General features: G+C 66.2%; 18 protein-coding genes and 1 pseudogene. 12 read left to right on the top strand and 7 right to left on the bottom strand.

What is annotated here, in order from left to right:
- Positions 1 to 48: 48 nt before the first annotated feature.
- The 3 genes from AC07VL_RS26560 to AC07VL_RS26550 all read left to right on the top strand — a co-directional run bounded on the left by AC07VL_RS26560 (position 49) and on the right by AC07VL_RS26550 (position 2,924).
- Positions 49 to 927, top strand: coding sequence for a proteasome-type protease (locus tag AC07VL_RS26560; RefSeq protein ID WP_494808510.1), 879 nt, complete (start codon positions 49 to 51; stop codon positions 925 to 927).
- Positions 928 to 1,035: 108 nt separating this feature from the next.
- Positions 1,036 to 2,394: an alpha/beta hydrolase gene (locus AC07VL_RS26555; protein WP_494808509.1), complete on the top strand. Its 1,359-nt coding sequence runs from the start codon at positions 1,036 to 1,038 to the stop codon at positions 2,392 to 2,394.
- Between the two features lie 104 nt (positions 2,395 to 2,498).
- Positions 2,499 to 2,924 (top strand): Fur family transcriptional regulator, encoded by a 426-nt coding sequence (locus AC07VL_RS26550; protein WP_290600617.1) that lies wholly within the window; start codon positions 2,499 to 2,501, stop codon positions 2,922 to 2,924.
- A 12-nt stretch (positions 2,925 to 2,936) separates the two neighbouring features.
- On the opposite strand, the gene AC07VL_RS26545 is transcribed toward AC07VL_RS26550, so the two are convergent.
- From AC07VL_RS26545 to zigA, 4 genes are read right to left on the bottom strand one after another with little or no spacing between them, the layout of a single operon-like run.
- Complete coding sequence (locus AC07VL_RS26545; protein WP_494808508.1) at positions 2,937 to 3,455, bottom strand: GNAT family N-acetyltransferase; 519 nt, start codon at positions 3,453 to 3,455, stop codon at positions 2,937 to 2,939.
- A gap of 44 nt (positions 3,456 to 3,499) precedes the next feature.
- Positions 3,500 to 4,288: a HoxN/HupN/NixA family nickel/cobalt transporter gene (locus tag AC07VL_RS26540; RefSeq protein WP_494808507.1), complete on the bottom strand. Its 789-nt coding sequence runs from the start codon at positions 4,286 to 4,288 to the stop codon at positions 3,500 to 3,502.
- Positions 4,285 to 5,325: a CobW family GTP-binding protein gene (locus AC07VL_RS26535; RefSeq protein ID WP_494808506.1), complete on the bottom strand. Its 1,041-nt coding sequence runs from the start codon at positions 5,323 to 5,325 to the stop codon at positions 4,285 to 4,287. The genes AC07VL_RS26540 and AC07VL_RS26535 overlap by 4 nt, the downstream gene beginning before the upstream one ends.
- Positions 5,326 to 5,344: 19 nt before the next feature.
- Positions 5,345 to 6,586 carry a zinc metallochaperone GTPase ZigA gene (gene zigA, locus AC07VL_RS26530; RefSeq protein WP_494808505.1) on the bottom strand — a complete coding sequence of 414 codons (1,242 nt, stop codon included), beginning with the start codon at positions 6,584 to 6,586 and terminating at the stop codon, positions 5,345 to 5,347.
- A gap of 107 nt (positions 6,587 to 6,693) precedes the next feature.
- Between zigA and AC07VL_RS26525 the strand changes: the two genes are divergently transcribed.
- The 6 genes from AC07VL_RS26525 (at position 6,694) to AC07VL_RS26500 (ending at position 12,422) form a co-directional block, all read left to right on the top strand.
- Complete coding sequence (locus AC07VL_RS26525) at positions 6,694 to 7,089, top strand: ATP-binding cassette domain-containing protein (RefSeq protein ID WP_494808504.1); 396 nt, start codon at positions 6,694 to 6,696, stop codon at positions 7,087 to 7,089.
- Between the two features lie 53 nt (positions 7,090 to 7,142).
- Entirely contained in the window at positions 7,143 to 7,400 is a 258-nt protein-coding gene (locus AC07VL_RS26520) for a thioredoxin domain-containing protein (protein WP_494808503.1), read from the top strand.
- Positions 7,401 to 7,489: 89 nt separating this feature from the next.
- Positions 7,490 to 9,586, top strand: a complete 2,097-nt coding sequence (locus AC07VL_RS26515; RefSeq protein WP_494808502.1) for a bifunctional 2',3'-cyclic-nucleotide 2'-phosphodiesterase/3'-nucleotidase — start codon at positions 7,490 to 7,492, stop codon at positions 9,584 to 9,586.
- Between the two features lie 56 nt (positions 9,587 to 9,642).
- Positions 9,643 to 10,335, top strand: coding sequence for a tetratricopeptide repeat protein (locus tag AC07VL_RS26510; protein WP_494808501.1), 693 nt, complete (start codon positions 9,643 to 9,645; stop codon positions 10,333 to 10,335).
- Between the two features lie 128 nt (positions 10,336 to 10,463).
- On the top strand, positions 10,464 to 10,727 hold the full coding sequence (locus tag AC07VL_RS26505) for a hypothetical protein (protein ID WP_494808500.1): 264 nt from the start codon (positions 10,464 to 10,466) through the stop codon (positions 10,725 to 10,727).
- Positions 10,728 to 10,985: 258 nt separating this feature from the next.
- Positions 10,986 to 12,422, top strand: coding sequence for a catalase (locus AC07VL_RS26500; protein ID WP_494808499.1), 1,437 nt, complete (start codon positions 10,986 to 10,988; stop codon positions 12,420 to 12,422).
- A gap of 211 nt (positions 12,423 to 12,633) precedes the next feature.
- Here the strand turns inward: AC07VL_RS26500 and AC07VL_RS26495 are convergent, their stop codons facing one another.
- Both AC07VL_RS26495 and AC07VL_RS26490 read right to left on the bottom strand, forming a co-directional pair.
- Entirely contained in the window at positions 12,634 to 12,960 is a 327-nt protein-coding gene (locus tag AC07VL_RS26495; RefSeq protein WP_494808498.1) for a hypothetical protein, read from the bottom strand.
- A 153-nt stretch (positions 12,961 to 13,113) separates the two neighbouring features.
- Positions 13,114 to 14,289: a chymotrypsin family serine protease gene (locus tag AC07VL_RS26490; protein ID WP_494808497.1), complete on the bottom strand. Its 1,176-nt coding sequence runs from the start codon at positions 14,287 to 14,289 to the stop codon at positions 13,114 to 13,116.
- Positions 14,290 to 14,519: 230 nt separating this feature from the next.
- Here AC07VL_RS26490 and AC07VL_RS26485 point away from each other — a divergent pair, with 230 nt between their 5' ends.
- Genes AC07VL_RS26485 through AC07VL_RS26475 form a run of 3 tightly spaced genes read left to right on the top strand, consistent with a single transcriptional unit; the run spans position 14,520 to position 19,302 of the window.
- Positions 14,520 to 16,544: a serine protein kinase gene (locus AC07VL_RS26485; protein ID WP_494808496.1), complete on the top strand. Its 2,025-nt coding sequence runs from the start codon at positions 14,520 to 14,522 to the stop codon at positions 16,542 to 16,544.
- A 2-nt stretch (positions 16,545 to 16,546) separates the two neighbouring features.
- Positions 16,547 to 17,812 (top strand): DUF444 family protein, encoded by a 1,266-nt coding sequence (locus AC07VL_RS26480; protein WP_494808495.1) that lies wholly within the window; start codon positions 16,547 to 16,549, stop codon positions 17,810 to 17,812.
- A complete protein-coding gene (locus AC07VL_RS26475; protein WP_494808494.1) occupies positions 17,809 to 19,302 on the top strand; it encodes a SpoVR family protein in 1,494 nt (497 codons plus the stop codon). The genes AC07VL_RS26480 and AC07VL_RS26475 overlap by 4 nt, the downstream gene beginning before the upstream one ends.
- 516 nt (positions 19,303 to 19,818) lie before the next feature.
- Here AC07VL_RS26475 and AC07VL_RS26470 read toward each other — a convergent pair.
- Positions 19,819 to 20,583, bottom strand: a pseudogene (locus AC07VL_RS26470) (NAD-dependent epimerase/dehydratase family protein); the annotation flags it as partial.
- Between the last annotated feature and the right edge of the window lie 488 nt (positions 20,584 to 21,071).

Here is a 21,071-nt window from a genome sequence, read left to right as displayed (position 1 = left end):
AGGCCCGGCTGGTGTAGAATGCTTCCCCTTTTGACTGAATTTGCTACGATGACTTATTGCATAGGCGTGCGCCTCAACGAAGGCCTGGTCTTCCTGTCCGACTCCCGCACCAACGCCGGCGTGGACCAGGTGGGCACCTTCCGCAAGATGAGCGTATTCGAGAACCCGGGCGACCGCATGCTGGTATTGATGACAGCAGGAAACTTATCGATCTCGCAAGCCATTCGCCAGCTCGTCTCCGAACACGTGGATGCGGACGGGCGCAGCATCTGGAACGTGGCCAGCATGTACGACGCGGCCCGCATCGTGGGCGAAGCCGTGCGCACCGTGCACCAGCGCGAAGCGAAGGCCCTGGCCGAGTGCGGCATCGACTTTAATGTGAGCATCATCCTGGGCGGCCAGATAGGCGCCGAGCGCTGCCGCTTGTTCCAGGTGTATGCGGCCGGCAACTTCATCGAATCGCACGATGAAAACACGTATTTCCAGATCGGCGAAGCGAAATACGGCAAGCCCATCATCGACCGCGTCATCAATCCGTACACGCGCCTGGACGAGGCGGCCAAGTGCGCGCTCATTTCCATGGATTCCACCCTGCGCTCGAACATTTCCGTCGGCTTGCCGCTGGACTTGCTCGTCTACGAGACGGGCAGCCTGGCCGTCACGCGCTTCGTCACCATCGATGAAAAGAACCAGTATTTCCGCATGATCCGCGACACCTGGGGCGAGCAATTGAAACATGTGTTCGAAGGCATCGCCGATCCCGTGTGGAACGCGGCGCCGGAGACCACGACGAACGTGCTGTCATCGACGAATATGCACAGCAAGCCCGTGCGCGTGGCCATCCCCGAGCACGCGAGCCGCGGCGGCCTGACGGTGGCGCCCCTGCAATCCTTGGCGCAGCAGTTCTACGGCGACAAGCAACATTGATCTGCCCCGCACCGCCTGCGCGCGGTGCTGGACAAGTCGCTTTTGGCGTGCTTTTATGGCAATATGGGTTGACAAGCTATCCATATTGAACGGAAAGGCAGGTGGCACATGGACTTGATCACTTCCGCCGTCGTCGCGGCCATCGAACATGGCGCGCCCGGCCATGCGCCCGAGGCCATCGCCGCCCACTACCGGCAGATCAGGACTGCCATCGCCAAGTTCGATGGCGCCGCCGCCATCCTGGCAGCCATCGACGCTCTGGAAACGGACCCCGCGTCCGTGCCGCTGCAGCTGGCCCTGTCGGCGGCCCTGGCCACGGCGAAGGTGCCGGACGACATGGAAACCCTGTTCGCCGCGCAAGGCTTGCTCGATGCGCTGCAGCGGCAGCCTTCACCGTTGCCAGAGGTGGAAACCGCGCCCGCCCCGGCCGACAAGAATGCCATCGTCTCCAATTACGCCGTCGTCAAAGTGTATTTCGCCACGGACCGCCAGCGCGACGTGGGCAAGCCGCCGGCCCAGCGCTTCAGCGGCCAGCGCAGCACGGGCATGAGCAGCGGCAATGGCGGCGACGACGGGCCGCTCAGCTATGGCAGCTGCGACATCAGCATCCCGCGCGACCACCGCATGGGCCAGCTGGAATCGCCATCGCTGTGGCGCCTGGAATTTCGCGAAGATCCGGCCAAGCACGTGGTGCTGCTGGCCGCCGACGTGCAGGACCGCGAGAATTTCTTTGCCGCCTTGAAGACGCAGGTGCGCGCCTCGGCCGGCAAGAGCGCCTTCGTGTTTGTGCACGGCTTCAACGTGAGTTTCGAGGATGCGGCGCGGCGCACGGGGCAGATGGCCTACGACCTGGGCTTCGATGGCGCGCCCGTCTTCTACAGCTGGCCGTCGCAGGGCGACATCGCCGGCTACACCATCGATGAAAACAATATCGAGTGGAGCACGCCCCACATCACGGTCTTCCTGGCCGACTTTCTCGCCAGCACGGACGCGGCGCAAGTGTACCTGGTGGGCCACAGCATGGGCAGCCGCGGGCTGACGCGGGCCGTGGCCGACCTGCTGGCCGCGCAGCCGCTGCTGGCGCAAAAGATCACGGAAATCATCCTGTCCGCGCCCGACATCGACGCGGCCATCTTCAAGCACGATATCGCGCCGAAACTGGCGGGCGGGCGCAATCCCGTCACCTTGTACGCCTCGTCGCAGGACCTGGCCCTGGCCGCCTCGAAGGCCGTGCACGGCTATCCGCGCGCGGGCGACAGCGGCGCCGGCATGCTCATCGTGGCCGGCGTGGAAACCATCGACGCCACCGGGGTGGACACGAGCTTCATGAAGCACTCCTACTTTGCGGAAAAGCGCTCGGCCCTGTCCGACATGTTTTATCTGATACGCAACAATGCGCGCGCCGACCAGCGCTTTCTCGACCCCGTCGACACGCCGGCGGGCCGCTACTGGACGTTCAAACCATGACGCGGGTTCATGCTTCGGAGCACGCATGCTAAGATACGGCCATGAGGGTGCCGAAGGCACGGCGATCACGCCGCCAGCCCGTCCATCCGTAAGCAGGCCATATTATGTTGACATCTTCTTCTACACCGCACGCCGAATCGCTGATCCGCAACACCAACGCCCGCGTTACCAAGACGCGCGTGAAGGTGCTCGACTTTTTGATGGCGCAAAGCCGCTCGCTGACCCACCATGAAATCCAGCAGGCGCTGTCGCAGGACAGCGATATCGATTCCGTCACCCTGTACCGGGTGCTGGAATGGCTGACGGAAAATGAACTGGTGCACCGCATCGCCGGTGCCGACCAGGTGTGGCGCTTCAGCGCGGGCGCCGGCCACCAGGCGCACGAACATGCGCATTTCCAGTGCACCAAGTGCGCCAACGTCACCTGCTTCAACGAAGTCAAGCTGCCCACGCCCGTGGCCCTGCCGGAAGGCTTCAGCGGCGACGAAGTCGATTACCTGATCAAGGGCCTGTGCCCGCGCTGCAAGTAAGTCTCCCTGACATCACCTGAGCAGCAGTGCCAGGTGATGCTCGTCATAGAACAGCTCGCCCACGCGCATGGAGCGCGGCTCCGTGCCGTAGCGGATAAAACCCAGCGATTCATATAGTTGTCGCGCAGAATTGTTTTCCGCGTTCACGCTCAAATGCACTTGCAGGATGGCCGGGTCGCGCTCGGCCTGTTCGATGCAGGCATTGACGAGCCGCCGCGCCACGCCCCTGCCCCGCTGCTGCACGTCGACGAAGACGCCCCACAACACGGCCTTGTGCGACAGCTGGCGCAGCGCTTCGCGGCGCAAGCCCGCAAAGCCCACGAGGCGTTCGCCGTCGAAGGCGCCGAAGGCCCGCTGCTGCGGGCCGCCCGCGATACGCTGGGCGTGCTCCTCCGGCGTGCGGGCCAGCTCATCCTCGCGCGAGGACGAAAACGAGCTGGGCGAATCAAGGATGGCGCGCAGGCGCAGCGCGCAAAAGGCGGCGGCGTCGGCTGGCGTCAGCAGGCGGATGGCGATGTCGGTGGCGGGCATGGCGGGACTCGGGAGTTTTTTTCCATTATACCCACGCCCTTGCCTCAGGCACGCGTGCCGCGCAAGCCGTACAGGGTCCAGCCGTACAGGGCCGCCATCAGCAGCACCATGGCCGCGCCCAGGGCCGCCGTCCAGCTTTCCGGCAAGCGCCACGCCGCATCCAGCTTGCCCGCCGCCATGCAGGCGGCCATGGCCACGCAGAGGGCGACGATGGGCCAGCCCAGGCGGCGCCGGAAGGCGCGCACGAGGTCAATCTTGCCGGTGCGCATGACTTTTGCCGTGACCCAGCCGTCGAAGCTGTCCATCACGCCCATGCCCGCGGCAAATGCCACTGCCGTCACCAGGGCAGGCCCCATGCCGCCCAGCGCCACGGCCGCATAGCCCCAGGCGGACGCCTGCAGGGCCGTGTCGAAGACGAGGGCGAACAGCATGCCGACGAGGACGGCGCCCAGCGGGCCGGACGCGCGGCCCAGCCAGCCCGGCAGCAAATGGCCGCGCACGCTGGCCAGCTGCCCGCCGGCGAGCAGGCTGCGCGCATTCAGCGCGGCGATCAGCAGCAGCAAGGCGACGGGCAGCCATTCCAGCCAGCCGAACACGGCTTCCGACGGTGTAAATTGCCGGGACGCCACGGCCGCGACGGCGACGATGGCCAGCACGCTGAGGCCATGCCCCAGCGCGAACAGCGCGCCCATCCACGGCGCCCAGCGCGGGTGCGCGGGCAGGCTGCGCAGGGTCAGGCCATCGACGGCGGCCAGGTGGTCCGGCTCCAGGCCATGCCGCATGCCAAGGAGAAAGATCAGCGCCAGGGCGGGCAAGCCCGCTTCCACGCTCATGCCGCGACCCCGGCCACCGCCACGGCCATCACGTCGGCCAGCACGCTGGCGGGACTGGCCGCCCCGGCCACGCAGCGGTCCAGCCCCCGGATCAGCATGTCTTGCGGCAAGTCACGGCCGATGAAGATCATGGTGCTGGCGCGCGTTTCGCCCTCGCGCCACGGCGCGCCCAGTTCCGAACCCATCAGCATGTGCACGCCCTGGAAGACGGCGCGGCAGGGGACGCCGGCCACGTGCAATATGCCCTTGTAGCGCATCAGCTGGCTGCCGAACAGCTGCACCACGGCATCGAGGAAGTTTTCCACCTGCAGCAAATCGAGGGCTTGCGCCTGGTGATACACGAACGATTGCACGCCATCGCCATGGCGGTGCCCCAGTTCGCCGAGGAAATCGGGCTCCAGCTCGACGATGGCGTCCAGGTTGAACCCGCGGATATTCAGGATCTCGCGCAGGGGCACGTTGCCAAAACTGAGCTTCTGCATGCGGGCGCGGCCGTTGATGGCGGCCAGGCGCTGGCGCAGCGCCGCCAGTTCGTCCTTGCTGACGAGGTCCGTCTTCGACAGCAGGAGGCGGTCGGCGAAGCCCACCTGCTCCTGCGCTTCCTTGTGCAGGGTCAATTGCTGCTGCGCGTGGCGCGCATCGACCACCGTCAGGATGGCGTCAAGCAGGTAGAACTCGCTGACGGACGGCTCCGCAAAGAAGGTCTGCGCCACGGGACCGGGCGCGGCCAGGCCCGTCGTTTCGATGACCACGTGGTCGAAAGCGATGCTGCCCGCGGCGCGTTTCGCGTGCAACTCGCCCAGGATGCGGATCAGGTCGCCCCGCACGCTGCAGCAGATGCAGCCATTGTTCATTTCCACGATCTGCTCGCCGCTGTCCTGCACCAGCAAGCCATGGTCGATGCTTTCGGCGGCGAATTCATTCTCGATCACGGCGATGCGCAAGCCGTGGTCGCCCTGCAATATGCGCTTGAGCAAGGTGGTCTTCCCGCTGCCGAGAAAACCCGTGATGATGGTGACGGGGATCAGTTCTGTCATATTGCCTTCCTGTCGATGGTTAGTCTTCGAGTTCTTCCATGCGCTGCCACTGGGGAAACGGGTCCGGCAAGCTGCGCCAGGCAGCCATGCCCCGGCGCATTTCCGTGTCGCTCAGCTGGCATTTCCTCAGGTCCGCCTCGATGGCGGCCTGGTCCATGTCCTGGCCGATGAAGACGAGTTCCTGGTAGCGGTCGCCATATGGCTCGCTCCAGCCCGCCCTGACTTCCGCCAGTGACGCCGCATCCGTCGGCCAGCGCTCCTGCGGCACGGACGCCCACCACAGGCCCACAGGTTCGATATTCACCAGCTTGCCCGCGCCGGACAGGCTGGCCACCCATTCGGGACGGCTGGCCAGCCAGAAATACCCCTTGCTGCGCACCACGCCGGGTATCGGCCGGGCGATGTAATCGTGCAGGCGCTGCGCGTGGAACGGCGCCCTGGCCCGGTAGACGAAGCTGGCGATGCCATACGTGTCCGTTTCCGGCGTGTGCACGCCCGCCAGTTCCTGGGCCCAGCCCGGCATGCTGGCCGCCTGCTCCAGGTCGAACAGCTGCGTGCCGAGGATGGTGTCCAGCGGCACGATGGAGTGGTTGGTTTCGAGGATGCGGGCGCCGGGATTCAAGGCCTTGATAATGGCCAGCACGCGCAGGCGCTCGTCGGCCGCCACCATGTCCACCTTGTTGAGGACGATGACATTGGCAAACTCGATCTGTTCCGTCAGCAGGTTGGCCAGTTGGCGGTCGTCGCCCTCGCCCGCCGTCTCGCCGCGCTGCTCCAGGCTGTCCTCGCTGTGAAAGTCGTTGAGCAGGTTGGCGCAGTCGACGACGGTGACCATGCAGTCGATGCGCGCCACGTCATTCAGGCTGTCACCGTGCTCATCCTCAAAGTCGAAGGTGGCGGCCACGGGCATCGGCTCGCCCACGCCCGTCGATTCGATCAGCAGATAGTCGAAGCGGTCTTCCAAGGCCAGGCGCCGCACTTCCTGCAGTAAATCGTCGCGCAAGGTGCAGCAGATGCAGCCGTTGGACATTTCCACGAGTTTTTCTTCCGTGCGCGACAAGGCCGCGCCAGCCGCGGCGGCACCGTCCTTCACCAGCGCCGCGTCGATATTGACTTCGCTCATGTCATTGACGATGACGGCCACGCGCTTGCCTTCGCGGTTGCGCAGTATGTGGTTGAGCAAGGTGGTCTTGCCGGCGCCGAGAAAGCCGGACAGGACGGTGACGGGGAGCTTGCGCGGGATATTGGACGTGGGGGACATGGGGCTTCCTTCGGATGGGGTCGATTGCGTTTTAAATTATAATGCAGCTCACTTGCATTTGTGCGCGATTTTTATGCCACCCTGCTCCGCTGCCAGAAAGACCACCCATGCTCCACCTCGCTTCGCTGACGTATGCCTATGGCCCTGCCCGCCCCGTGCTGGACATCGCCGCCTTCGATGTGCCCGCCGGGCGCCACGCCCTGTTGCTGGGGCCATCCGGCTCCGGTAAATCCACCCTGCTGCATTTGCTGGCGGGCATCCTGGCGCCGCAAGGCGGCCGCCTCGAAGTGGCGGGCACGTCCCTGCCCGGCCTGACGCCGCGCCAGCGCGACAGCTGGCGCGGCCGCGCCGTGGGCTTGCTGCCCCGGCAATTGGCCCTCGTGGCCAACCTGAACGCGCTCACCGTCGCCTGGCGCGCCCTGCGCCACGCGCCGCTGGCGTCGCGCTTGAACCTGCTGCTCGTCGCCGCCGGCATCGCCATGAAGACCGTCACCTCGGCGTAGCGCGTCAACTGGAGGAACGCGCGGGGCGCGATGCCCGGGGCATCGACCTGGTGGTGGGCGCCAAGGGCTCGCCGCTGCAGCTCATCGGCATCGCCATCGACGCTCCGCAGCCGGCACGGGCATTCCTGCGGCAGCACCCCGCCGCCTATCCGCACGCCCAGGCAAGACCCGGGCTGTTCAGCACATTCGGCAATCAAATCAGGGCCTTGCCATACACAGTGATTGTGAATTCTCAACATCAGGCCTGCACCAGGCGCCTGGGCGCCGTGGACGCGGCCTGGCTGGAAGCAGCCGTCGCCGCCTGCCGCTGAGCACGCATCCATGCGCCCTGCACGGCTGTCATCGCCGCGTCATATGGCAGCGTTACAGTCGCGTCCTTTGAATCTTTCCGAGGGCGGTAATGAAAACAAATTGGGTCATGCTGGCAGCGCTGGCAAGTGCGGGTCTCGTCGGTTGCAACGGCAGTTCGAACACGGCGCCAGCCATTCCTGAAGGCACGACGGTGAGCGTGGCGCTGCTGGAAACGACGGACATCCACTCGAATGTCTTGAGCTACAACTATTACGCACTGGCGGAAGACACGAGCCTGGGCCTGGAACGCACGTCCACCCTGATCCAGGCGGCGCGGGCGGAAAATCCGAACAACGTCCTGCTCGACGACGGCGACGTCATCCAGGGCACCCTGCTGGCCGACCTGCAGGCCGTGGCCGCACCCGTCCCCTGCACGGGTACCCTGGCCGTGCACAAGACCATGAACGCGCTGAAATACGACGCGGGCGGCATGGGCAACCACGAATTCAACTATGGCCTCGCTTACCTGAGCCAGATCACCAACACGGATTTCGGCATTCCCGGCGTGACCAAGCCGACGGGCACCTGCGGCGCGCCCGCCTATCCTTCCGTGCTGAGCAATGTCGTCGGCGTGTCCAGCGGCAAGCCCATCTTCCAGCCCTACACCCTGCTGCCCCGCGATTTCGCTGCCACGGCGCCGGACGGCAGCAAGCTGACCGTCAAAATCAATGTGGGCGTGCTGAGCTTTGTGCCGCCGCAAATCCTCGAATGGGACCAGAAAGTGCTGGCCGGCAAGGTCAGCGTGACGGGCGTGCAGGAAGCGGCGAAACAGTACGTGCCGGAACTGCGCAGCAAGGGCGCCGACCTCGTCGTGGCCCTGTCGCATGGCGGCCTGGATACGAGCCCCTACAGCCCGAAGATGGAAAATGGCAGCTACCACCTGACCAGCACGGGCATCGACGCGCTGATGATCGGCCATTCGCACTTGATCTTCCCGAAAGGCAAGGAAACGGGCGCGGCCGCGCTGGATGCCTCGTTCGCTGCCTTCCCCGCCAGCGCGAAGATCGATGCGGAAAACGGTTTCGTCAACGGCGTGCCTACCGTCATGGCGCAAAGCTGGGGCCGCCGTCTGGGCATCATCAAGCTGACCATGGTGTACCAGGGCGGCAAATGGGTGGTGCAGCCGGCCAAGACGACGGTGGAATCGCGCGGCTTCAAGTACACGGATGGCACGACCCTCGTGAAAGCCGACCCGGCCATCGCGCCGCTCGTCGCCACCGAACACGCGGCCACCATCGCCTATGCCAAGCAGCCGCTGGGCATCAGCACGGATTTCGAGATGTCCGCCTATTTCGCCCTGGTGGGCGACGTCAGCGCCATCCAGCTCGTCAACCAGGCGCAGCTGGACTACGTGAAGAACTTCATCGCCACCAGCACGGACGCTACCTTGTCGAGCTACAAGAACATCCCCGTCATCTCGTGCAGCGCGCCATTCAAGGCGGGCCGCAACGGGCCCTCGGATTTCACGGACGTGGCGGCAGGCGCCTCGCCGGCCGCGCCAATCGGCTTGCAGGTGCGCAATCCGGGCGATCTGTATTTATATAGCAACAACAACCTGCAAGCCGTGAAGATCAAGGGATCGGACTTGAAGGCGTGGCTGGAAACGTCGGCCAGGCAATTCAACCAGATCGATCCGGCCAGCAGCGCCGAGCAGGACCTGGTGCCGTCGTATGGCACGATCTACAACTATGACGTGTTCTACGCGGAAAACAATGCGCTGACGTACCAGATCGACGTGACGAAAAAACCGGGCAGCCGCATCGTCAACCTCACGTACAAGGGCGCGCCCGTGGCCGATGGCGACGATTTCATCGTGGCGACGAACGACTACCGCGCCGGCGGCGGCGGCGCCGTGCCCGGCATCGACGGCAGCAAGACCATCATCAAGTCGCCCGATGCGAACCAGGCCGTGGTCAGCAATTACCTGGCATCGTTGGCCAGCAAGGGCGGCAAGGTGACCCTGGCGGCCAACGGCAGTTCGCGCAGCTGGAGCTTCGTCAAGACAGCCACGGCCGGTCCCGTGATCCTGCGCTCGGCGCCGGGCCACCTGGCGCTGGCGCAAGGCAGCGGCATCGCCAACGTGGCGGCCGAAGGCGGCCTCGACGCCAGCGGCTTTGCCAAGTACCGCATCGACCTGAGCAAATAAGGCCCATGGGCCGGAACTGCGAGTGTTCCGGCCCGTCCTGAGGAAAGCTGATCCCAATGAAACACGCACTCTCCCTCCCCGCCGTCGTGCTGGCCACGGTCCTGGCCGCCTGCCAGTCCTCGCCGCCGCCCACGGCGGCCGAGATCGAAGCCGTCGCCATGCTGGCGCGCCAGGCGGGCGACCACCAGGCCGAACGCAAGGTACGCAGCTGGGCCGGCAAGGACATGCCCGTGGCCGAGCGCGAACTGGCGCTGATTTACCAGGCCCGTCCCGAACGCCGCGCCGATGCGGTGAAATTATTTGAACAGGCCGCCCGCGCGGGCGATACGGAAGCCGCGTTCGAGCTGGGCCAGATGCTGCGCGCGGCCACGCCTGAGCAGGCCTGGCCATGGTACCGGCAGGCCGCGCAGCAGGGCCATGCGAAGGCGGCCCTGATGCTGGGCCTGCTGGCGGCGAATGGCGAAGGCGTGCCGAAGGACCAGAATGAAGCCGCGCGCTGGCTGGACAAGTCCAGCGAGCTGGGCAATGCCCATGCCATGTTCCTGCTGTACAACGCCTACCGCGAAGGCCGCGGCGTGCCGCGCGACCCGGCCAGGGGCCGCGAACTGCTGGAAGAAGCGGCCCACCACGAGTATCCGCCCGCCATCCAGGAACTGGCCATGACGCTGCAAGCCGACGACGCCCTGCGCGCCGGCCACCTGATGAAGGAAGCGACGGAACACCGGCACAATAACTGGAACAGGTTTTAAGCCAGATCAAGACTGCTCCATATTGCTAAGTGGAATGCTTGTCGCAGGCATAAGCTTGCCTGGCAGGGACATGTGTTCGTGCGCAATCTCATCGCGAGGCAAGCATGGCAGATCACCGGATGGGCCCCATGAAAAAGAGCGACTTGCAATTCAGCTATGCCGACGGCCCGACGGCGGGCGACGACCCGGCCCGCCGCGCCATCCCCGACAGTGTCCTGCTGAACCGCCACGAGTGGTATGAAGTGCTGTACAGCTGCAACAGCTGGTCGGGCGGCAGCCTGGCCACGGCATTGAAGTGCGAACGGCTGATCCAGCGCCACTTGCCCGCCGACATACGGGGCCACGGCGCCGTGCTGACCTGGCTGCGGGCCAACTGGTCCAACTACCGCTGACGCGCCGGAAAATCCCGCCGCCCTTTGCGCCGGGTCAATCGTGTTGGGCTAGACGTTGCCGAGAGGCTATGATGAACAAGCCGCCTCCCCTGACGCGGCGGGGCTGTTGCCGGCCTCGAAATGGATTACACTGAATTTGCTTTTTAGAAATTTGTTACTCTGGACCAGCCTCGGTGAGCACGTCGTACACGCTCAGCCCAGCCAGTGTTTGGGCAGGCCCTGGCTCGTCCGTCGACCTCCCTATAAAGAAAGAGTCCAATGAAAAAGCTGACCACCGCCTTTGGCGCGCCTGTAGTCGACAACCAGAACATCCAGACGGCCGGCCCCCGTGGCCCTGCCCTGCTGCAAGATGTGTGGTTCCTGGAAAAGCTGGCCCACTTCGACCGCGAAGTCATCCCCGAGCGCCGCATGCATGCCAAGGGGTCCGGCGCGCATGGCACGTTTACCGTCACGCACGACATCACGCGCTACACGCGGGCGAAGATTTTTGGCGCCGTGGGCAAGCAAACCCCCATGTTCGCGCGCTTTTCCACGGTGGCCGGCGAACGGGGCGCGGCCGATGCGGAACGCGACATCCGCGGCTTCGCCCTGAAGTTTTATACGGAAGAAGGCAACTGGGATCTGGTCGGCAACAACACGCCCGTCTTCTTCATGCGCGACCCCTTGAAATTTCCCGACCTGAACCACGCCATCAAGCGCGACCCGCGCACGGGCTTGCGCAGCGCCAACAGCAACTGGGACTTCTGGACCTCGCTGCCCGAGGCGCTGCACCAGGTGACGGTGGTGATGAGCGACCGGGGCTTGCCGCGCAGCTTCCGCCACATGCATGGCTTCGGCAGCCATACCTTCAGCTTCCTGAACGCGCAAAATGAACGTTTTTGGGTCAAGTTCACCTTCAAGACCCAGCAAGGCATCGAGAACCTGACGGATGCGGAAGCGGAGGCACTGGTGGGCAAGGACCGCGAAAGCTCGCACCGCGACCTGTACGAAAGCATCGAAAACAAGGATTTCCCCCGCTGGACCCTGTACGTACAGATCATGCCGGAGAAAGAGGCAGGTACCTACCACATCAACCCCTTCGACCTGTCGAAGGTGTGGCCGCACGGCGACTACCCGCTGATCGAGGTGGGCGTGCTGGAGCTGAACCGCAATGCGGACAACCATTTCGCGGAAGTGGAGCAAGCCGCCTTCAACCCGGCCAACGTGGTGCCCGGCATCAGCTTTTCGCCGGACAAGATGCTGCAGGGCCGGCTGTTTTCGTATGGCGACGCGCAGCGCTACCGCCTGGGCGTCAACCACAGCCACATCCCCGTCAATGCGCCGAAGTGCCCGTTCCACAGCTACCACCGCGACGGCCAGATGCGCGTGGATGGCAACCAGGGAGGAACCCTGGGCTATGAGCCGAACAGCGAGCAGGAATGGGCGGAGCAGCCCGACTTCCGCGAACCGCCGTTGAGCCTCGAAGGCGCGGCCGACCACTGGAACCACAGGGTCGACGAGGATTACTATTCGCAGCCGCGCGCCCTGTTCCAGCTGATGACGCCGGCACAGCAGCAAGCCTTGTTCGACAACACGGCGCGCGCCATCTCGGGCGCCTCGCAGCAGGTCAAGCAGCGCCACATCGGCAACTGCACCCTGTGCGACCCGGCCTATGGCGCGGGCGTGGCCGAGGCGATCGGCCGCCTGAGCAAATAAGCAGGCAAATCGGCAGGAAAGAGTACGAAAGAGTACGAGCACGCAGGCGAGCAAGCTGGAAGGCATGGCCAGGCCGGGATGGCTGGCCATGCAGGCCCGCGGGCGCGCCTGTCCACCTGCCGCGCGCGGCAAGCCCCGCCTTCACGCCGCGCCGCCACCTGTCGTGCCGGCGTCCTGATGACCTGATGGCCCCGCCGTCAGGCCGGCTTGCCTACCAGCGCTGGATATCGATCTGGCCCGTGATGCTCGTTTCGACCGGATATCCCTCCACCTGCCGGGGCACGCGCCGCTTGACGGACGGGTCGCGCAGGTACACGACAAGCGCTTCCCTGCCGATGGCGGTCTGTCCCAGGCTGACGCCTTCGACGCCGTCGATGGCCATCAGCGCCCGCTCGTTGCGCCGCCTTGCCGCTTCCAGGCGGCCCGAGGGCGCGGCAGGGGCAAACGGTCCCTGGCCCGGGAGCGCGTCCGGCACATACGGCATGGCGGCGTCCTCGAAGACAGCGTATGGCGATTGTGTGAATTTACTGTTTGACATGACACACCCTCCTGATGCACTCCATCATACACCCGGCCATCCGGCGTTGCAGCACCCTACGCCGGCCCCTGCCCCGCGCGGCTGCGGCCCCCCGCAGTAGCATCATCGTGCAAGGGAGCGCGCCCTGCAAGGCCGTTTGCGCCGTCCCGTCCGTCAGGTGTACAGGTTGATGTCGAGCGCCACCACCACGCGGCGCATCTGGTTGGCGAAGGTGATGTTGTTGCCGCCGGCAAACAGCAGGCCGACGGGATTGCGCTGCTGGTTCCAGGTCCAGATGGACGAGCCGGAGTCGCCGCCGGCGCTGAAGGGACCGCTGACGCCCGTGATGGCGATCTGGTCCTGGAACAGCGCGATCCTGCCGCCGCCGTAATTGACGTTGATGGTGGCGCCCAGGCCCGTGATGCGGCCCTGCGTCAATTGCGTGGTACGCCCGGATTTGCCGACCAGCATGCCCAGCGCGGGCGCCACGAGCGCATTGCTGATGCGGAAATACGCGGGCACGCCGCCGCTCAGGTAGACCAGCTCGGGCCGCACGCGGTCGGGCCAGGCCCAGCCGGTGGCGCAATCGACGAAATTGACGCCGCCGCTGAAATTGATGGGCACGAAGCGTTCCAGCACGGCCACCTGGTCCTGCGGGCAGCGGCCGCCGTCGATGGGGCCGGGCTGCACGATGCAGTCGTTGAACACGCCGCCATTCGAATTGGCCAGGACGTGGTTATTGCTCAGGATCATCAAACGGGTCGTGCGCGGCGGCGTGCGGCCCACGGCCAGGCAGCCGATGGTGCCCGCCGTGATGCGGAAGTGGCCCACGGACACCCCGCCCGGCGCCGGACGCAGCCGGAAACGGTGGGGCTGCGCATCGATCACGCCCGTGACGACGATATTCACGGGCACATTGTCGCTGGCCACGGCGCGCACCCCCATGGCACCCACGATGGCGGCCTTGGCGCGGTCGACGGAGGTGGGTTCGGCCACGTACAGGGTCAGGGCCGGCATGCCCGGCTCGCCCGAGGAACTGTCGCTGGCGCCCTCGCCCAGGCCGATGGACACGCCCTGGATATTGCCCGCATCGCTGAAGGCGTCGGCGGCGCGCACCCCCGCCGCCTGGGAAATGGCCTGGCGCATGCCATCCTCGATGCTGCGCTTGATTTCCAACAACTCCATGCTGACGCCGCTCAAGGCATCGGGCACTTCCGAAACGGAGGCGCTCTCGATCATGCCGTCGCCGTCGCCCGGCGCGGCAAACTGCTGGAAGGCCTCTTCGTCGTCCGCAGCCTGGCCCCTGCCGGCATTGCCGGGCGGGGCGCTGAAACCATTGTCGATCATCATGTTCTCCTCGTGGGTCGTTCGGAATGTCCAGTGTGGGCCGACGGCGGCGCCCGGTATTGATCTGGATTGAACCGCGCAGGCGCGGGCCGCGCCGCCCGCGCATGGGTGAAACACGGCGCGAATAGTTCCGTTTTCAAGCTTGAGCAAGATCAGGCGTGCGTACAGTGACGGCGCCGTATACTTGATCGACAGGCAGGGGGCGACCCGTCCCACGGCGTGCAGGGCATGCCATGGGACGCAACGGCGGCGAAGAGGACACGATGACGAGTCTCGGTAAGCACGATGGTGCGGCAGGCAGCGGCGCGCAGGACGGCGCGCCTGATGGCGAGGGGCAGCGCGCCCGCTTCGTGCACGGCATGGCCAGCTACGCGGCGCAACACCGCCTCAGCCCCTGGCGCGGCAGCTTTGCCGATTTCCTCGAACACATCGTGCCGGCCGGCGCGGCCCTGCAGGCGCGCAGCGCCCACCAGTATTTGTGGGACATGATGCGCTGGAATGGCCAGACGGACGACAGCGGCCGCTTCCGCTGCCGCCTGTTCGACGACGAGCTGTTCGGCATCGACGAAGCGATCGACCGCGTGGCCGCGTATTTCAAGGCGGCGGCTGCCGGTTCCGAAGTGGGACGGCGCATGCTGCTGTTGCTGGGGCCGCCGTCTGGCGGCAAGTCGACCATGGTCATCCTGCTCAAGCGGGGCCTGGAAGAATACAGCCACAGCGCCGAGGGCGCGCTGTACGGCATCGGCGGCTGCCCCGTGCACGAATCGCCGCTGCACCTGGTGCCGCACGGCATGCGCGCGGACTTTCGCGCCAGCTACGGCGTCGAACTGCAGGGCGAACTGTGTCCCCATTGCCGGGCGCGGCTGGAGGAGCACTACGGGGGCGACTTCCTGCGCATGCCCGTGGAACAGCTGTACCTGTCGGAAGCGGGACGCTGCGGCATCGGCACGTATGCGCCGCACGATCCCACCACGGCCGACCTGGCCGACCTGGTCGGTTCCGTCGACCTGTCGAAGGTGGCGCAGTACGGCGACGAGGGCGACCCGCGCGCCTGGTCGTGGTCGGGCGCCGTGTATGCCGCCAGCCGCGGCATGCTGGAAATGATCGAAATCCTCAAGGTCAAGCGGGAATTCCTCTACCTGCTGCTGACCCTGACGCAGGAAAGGAATGTCAAGGTGTCGCGCTTTCCCCTGATTTACCTCGACGAAACCATCGTTGCCCACACGAACCTAGCGGAATTTCGCAAATTCTTGCAAGAAAGCGAAAACGAGGCGCTGCTCGACCGCATGGTCATCGTGCAAGTGCCGTACACGCTCAACTACCGCGAGGAAGCGCGCATCTACCGCAAGCTGATCCGCTCGGCCGCGCCCGCCTTCCGCGACGTGCACCTGGACCCGCACGTGCTGCATGCGGCGGCCGTGTTCGCCATCCTGAGCCGCCTGTCCGAAGGCGAGGAAAAGGAAGCGGAACTGGTCAAGAAGCTGCGTATCTATGCCGACGAGGACGTCGAGGACCTGCCCCATGCCGAGGTCAGGCGCATCCGCGAGCGCGACAAGGCGCCCGACGAAGGCCTGTCGGGCGTCTCGCCCCGCTTCGTCATCAATGCCCTGTCGCACGCCATCATCGCCGCCCGGCGCAACAGCCTGTCCACGATGGACGTGCTGCTGGCCCTGAAGGATGGCATCGACAGCGATGCCCGCATCGAACCGCGTCGCAAGCGCAAGTGGATCGATTACCTCGTCCTGACGCGCAAGGATTTTTATAACCGCTGGGTCAAGGCCGACGTGCACAAGGCCCTGTTCGTCTCGTTCGAGCAGGAGGCGCAGGACCTGCTCAACAAATACCTCGATGAAGTCGAAGCCATGCTGGACAACCGCCAGATCCGCGACCCCATCACCAGCGAGGAGCGCCGTCCCGACGAACGCTTCCTGCGAGCCGTCGAGGAAAAAATCCACATCAGCGACTCGGGCAAGCAGTCCTTCCGCCAGGAAGTCGTGCGCAAGGCCATGGGCGCCTTCAAGCGGGGCGAAGCGTTTGGCCTGGGCAGCCACGCGCCATTGAACGATGCCGTACAGCAATATCTGTTCGAGCAGCGGCGCGACGTGCTGCGCCTGGTCAGTTCGGCCAAGCGTCCCGATGACGACGTGCGGGCCAAGATCTCCGCCGTCGAGCGGCGCCTCGTCGAGGAATACGGCTACGACGCCCACAGCGCGCGCGAGGCGCTGAACTACGTCACCACCTTGCTGGCACAGGAATAGCCATGCCCGCCACCGTCACGCCAGGCGAAGGACACGGCGCCGACCATGGGGCGCCGGCCCTGCCCACCCAGCCTGCCGATGCCGGGCCGGACAGCCGGGCGGCCACGGCGGGACAGCTGGCGCAGCCGTGGTACGCGCTGTTTTCGCGCGGCGCGCGCGACTGGCTGCGCCACAACCAGAAGGTGCGCGAAGCCGTGCAGGCGCACCTGCCCGAGCTGATCGCCGGCCCCGACCTGATCGGCGGACCGCAGCAGCGCACGGTGCAAGTGCCCATGCGCCTGCTCGAACACGCGCATTTCCGCCTGGCCCCGGCGCGCAACGGCATCGGCGCGGGCCAGGGCGACGGCCAGCCCGGCGATATCCTGCGCGCGGCGCGCCCTGCCCCCACGGGCGAAGGCGAAGCGCAGGGCGAAGGGGGCAATGGCGAAGGCGAAGTGCGCCTGCTGCTCGAATTTGCCGTGGACGACATCCTCGACTGGCTGTGGGAGGAACTCAAGCTGCCGCATTTGAAGCCGCGCCACCTGAGCGCGCTCGACGACGTGCAGCTGCTGCGCTCGGGCATCGACCGCCATGGTGCCCGCTCGCGCCTGGACCGGCGCCGCACCGTCAAGGAAGCCATCAAGCGGCGCGCGCTGCAGGCGCAGGCCGTCCCCTTCACCAACGACGACTTGCGCTACCGGCAAGTCTTGCTGCGGCCCCGTCCCAGCACGAATGCCGTCGTTTTCTTCGTGCTGGACGTGTCGGCCAGCATGGCGCAGGCGGAACGCAAGCTGGCCAAGTCCTTCTTCTTCTTTGCCTTGCAGGGCTTGCGCCGCAGCTATGCCAGGGTGGAAACCCGTTTCATTGCCCACACGACGCGGGCCTGGGAGTTTTCCGAAGCCGAATTCTTCCAGGTCAACGGCATGGGGGGTACCATGGCTTCCGGCGCCTTCCGCCTGAGCCGTGAACTGTTGCAGGAAGGCTATGCGCCGGGCCGCTACAACGCCTACCTGTTCTACGCTTCCGATGGCGAGAACTTCAGCGAAGACCGCGCCGCCGCCAGCCAGGCCCTGGCCGAACTGGCCGGGCTGCTCAACTACATGGGCTATGTGGAAACGGTGCCGGGCGTGGCGCGCAGCCTGGAAACGGAAATGCACCGCCTGTGCGCGGAACAGGAACGGCACGGCTTACCCTTGCACAGCAGCATCCTGGCCAAGCCGGATGACGTGTGGGCGGCCATCCGCACCTTCTTCCAGCATGAAGCGGCGGGCACGGAGGAAGCCGCATGAGCGCACGACGCCACACGCAGGCGCAGACAGGGGCCGCAGAGGCCGCGGATGCCGCCGTCCTGGCCGGCTACGCGGCGCGCATCGAAGCGCTGGCGCTGGCGCAGGGCCTGGAATTTCCCCGCGTCGACTTCGAGCTGGTGCCCGACAGCTTCATGGCCGAGATCGCCATCTATGGCTTGCCCGTGCGCATGCGCCACTGGTCGTTCGGCGTGCGCTACATCCACCAGCTCGTGCACCAGAAGATGGGCAATTCGCATATCTTCGAAGTCATGTTTCCTGGCGACCCCTGCCACGCCTACATGGCGGAACACAATTCCGTGGCGGAAAACACCCTCGTCACGGCCCATGTGCTGGGTCACGCCGACTTTGCCAGCCGCAATGCCCTGTTCCAGCGCTTCGGCGCCATGGCAGGCACGCACATCCTGGAACAGAGCGCGGCGCGGGCACAGCGCATCGAGGCGGCGCTGCAGCGCCATGGCCAGGACAAGGTGGAAGCCGTGCTCGACGCGGCGCTGGCCCTGGAGCAGCACGTGGACATCCATGCCGCCCTGCACCGCCCCGCCTACCCGGCCCCGGCCACGGGCGGCGAAGCGACGGACGCGACAGGGCCAATCCCCCCTTTCGCGCAGCGCTACCAGCGCCTGCCGGGCGAATCGGCCGTGCTGGCGGCGCGGGCGCGCCTGGCGCAACGGCCGCTGCTGCCGCCCCGGCCCGAATACGACTTGCTGTGGTTCATCGCCCGCTACGGGCCCGAACTGGCGGACTGGGAACGCGACATCTTCCTCGCCGTGCGCGAAGAGTCGTTTTACTTCTATCCCGTGTTCGCCTGCCAGATCATGAACGAAGGCTGGGCGTCGTATTGGCATGCGCGGCTGCTGCGCGAGGCGGATTTCCTGCCGCCAGCACTCTACCTGTCCGCCATCAAGTCGCATTCGGACGTGGTGCGTCCTTACGCGGGCGAGCACCAGCTGGCGCTCGCCATCAACCCGTATCACCTGGGCTTTTGCATGTGGGAACACATCATCGAACGGGAAGGCCTGGCACGGGCGCGCCAGATCTGCCGCGACGATGACGATTTCAGTTTTATCCGCAACTATCTCGATGCCGGGCTGGCCGACCGCCTGGGCCTGTTCGTGCATGAAAGCCGGCGCGATGGCGAGACGCGCCTGGCCAGCCGCGACGTGGCGGCCATCCGCGAAGCCATCCTGGCGCCGAAATACAATTATGGCGCGCCCTGCGTTGCCGCCACCTTGCTCAACGACGACGGCAGCCTGGTGCTGCGCCACGACCACCAGCGCGATGGGCGCGGCCTGGACCTGGAGCAGGCGGAACAGGTGCTGGCCTATATCGCCCGCGTCTGGCGCCGTCCCGTCACCCTGCACACGGCCGATTTCCGCGGCACGCCGCGCACCATCGGCAGCAAGAACGAAGGCAAGAGCGAGGGCGTGCCGGAACCGCCTGCGCCAACTTCGCCCCCCGTGCAGCGCTGATCCAACCCTGCCGCCATGGGCATGCCTGCTTGCGCGCAGCGTTGCATCGCCCCACGGCGCAGACGGCCGCGCAAGGAGGTGCACGGGCCCACGCAGGGATGCCTGCACGGCAACATGCTTGCATGGAGATGTACTTCCTTCGTACATCTTGCATCCTTGCATCTTGCATCCTTGCATCTTGCATCTTGCATCTTGCATCTTGCATCTTGCATTTTCTATCTTGCATTTTCTATCTTGCATCTTGGCTCTTGCATCTTGGATCTTCCATCCTGCATCTTGCATCTTGCATCTTGCATCTTCCATCTTGCATGGCAGCCTGCTCGGGCAAGGGGGAGACGGGCAAGGCCGGGCGCCGACAAGGCCGGGCGGGAGCAGGTTCAGCAAGGTCGCTGGCGGCGCAGCGCCTGTGCGGCCGGCTGCTGGCGGGCATGGCGCCACCGGCAGGCAGCAGGCTAGCCCTGCGGCTAGCCACGTCGCCGCGGCTAGCCTGGCCTCCTCGCGCCCGGGCGTATGCGCTCAGGGGCGGGACGCCTGCGCCACGTACCAGGAGACGGTCTGGCGCAGGCCCTGCGTCACGTCGTGCGTGGGTGCATAGCCCAGCAGGCGGGCCGCCTTGGCGATGTCAGCCTGGGAATGGCGCACGTCGCCGGCGCGGAAGTCGCCATATTCGGGCGCCAGCGGCACGTGGCCCGGACTGGCGGCCAGCAGCATCTGCTGCATGCTGTCGTGCAGCTGCGTCAGGCTCGTGCGGGCATTCACGGCCACGTTGTAGACCTGGTTGACGGCGGCCGGGTCGGCGCACGTGGCGGCCAGGATATTCGCCTGCACGGCATTGTGGACAAAGCAGAAGTCGCGGCTGGTGGCGCCGTCGCCGTGGATGCGCACGGGCTGCCGCTCCAGCATGGCGGCGATCCAGCGGGGGATCACGGCCGCGTAGGCGCCCAGCGGGTCCTGGCGGGGGCCGAAGACATTGAAGTAGCGCAGGCCGACCGTCTGCGTGGCGTAGCAGCGGGCGTACACCTGCGCGTACAGTTCGTTGACATATTTACTCAGGGCATACGGCGACAGGGGCGCGCCGATGTGCTGTTCCACTTTCGGCAAGGCCGGATGGTCGCCATACGTGGCGCTCGATGCCGCATACACGAAGCGCCGCACGCCCGCGTCGCGCGCGGCGGCCAGCATGTTGAGAAAGCCGCTGACATTGACGGCATGGCACAGCAGCGGGTCGGCCAGCGAACGGGGCACGGAACCGAGCGCGGCCTGGTGCAGCACGTAGTCGACAGGACCGCCCGCATCGCCCTCGACTCCGCCCGCCCGGCCAGCGCCGTCCGCTCGGTCCATTCCACCCGCATCTTCGGCGTGGTCGGCGCCGGCACCGCGGGCCAGGCCATCGCCCCCGCCGCCACTGGCCCGGCTGGCATCGCCTGCCTCGCCAGCCGTGGCCGTGCCGTCGACGGCGCCATCCCTGTCCGTGCGCCGGCGCATGCCGGCATCGCCCTCGACACCGGCAGCGCTGCCTGCCTGTTGCGCAGCAGCCTGGCTGGCACGGCCGTCATGGCTTGCCGGCATGGCACTGCCCGCCCCGCCGCCATGGCCAGCCTCGCTGCCGTGGCTTGCGCTGTCCTGGCCGCCTGTTTCATCGCCGCTGCCGCCCCCCTCGCCCGCGCCTGCCTTGCGGCCACGGCTGTCGTGCGCACCGCGGCTGGCGCCGGCGCCGCCGGTCCCTGTCCCGTCGGCATGGCTGGCGCCATCGCCGGCATGGCCGCCGG

It is taken from the genome of Janthinobacterium sp. GW821-FHT03C08, from assembly GCF_059420905.1.
Note: the sequence above shows the minus strand (reverse complement) of the source record. Positions and strands in the feature narration are given on the sequence as shown.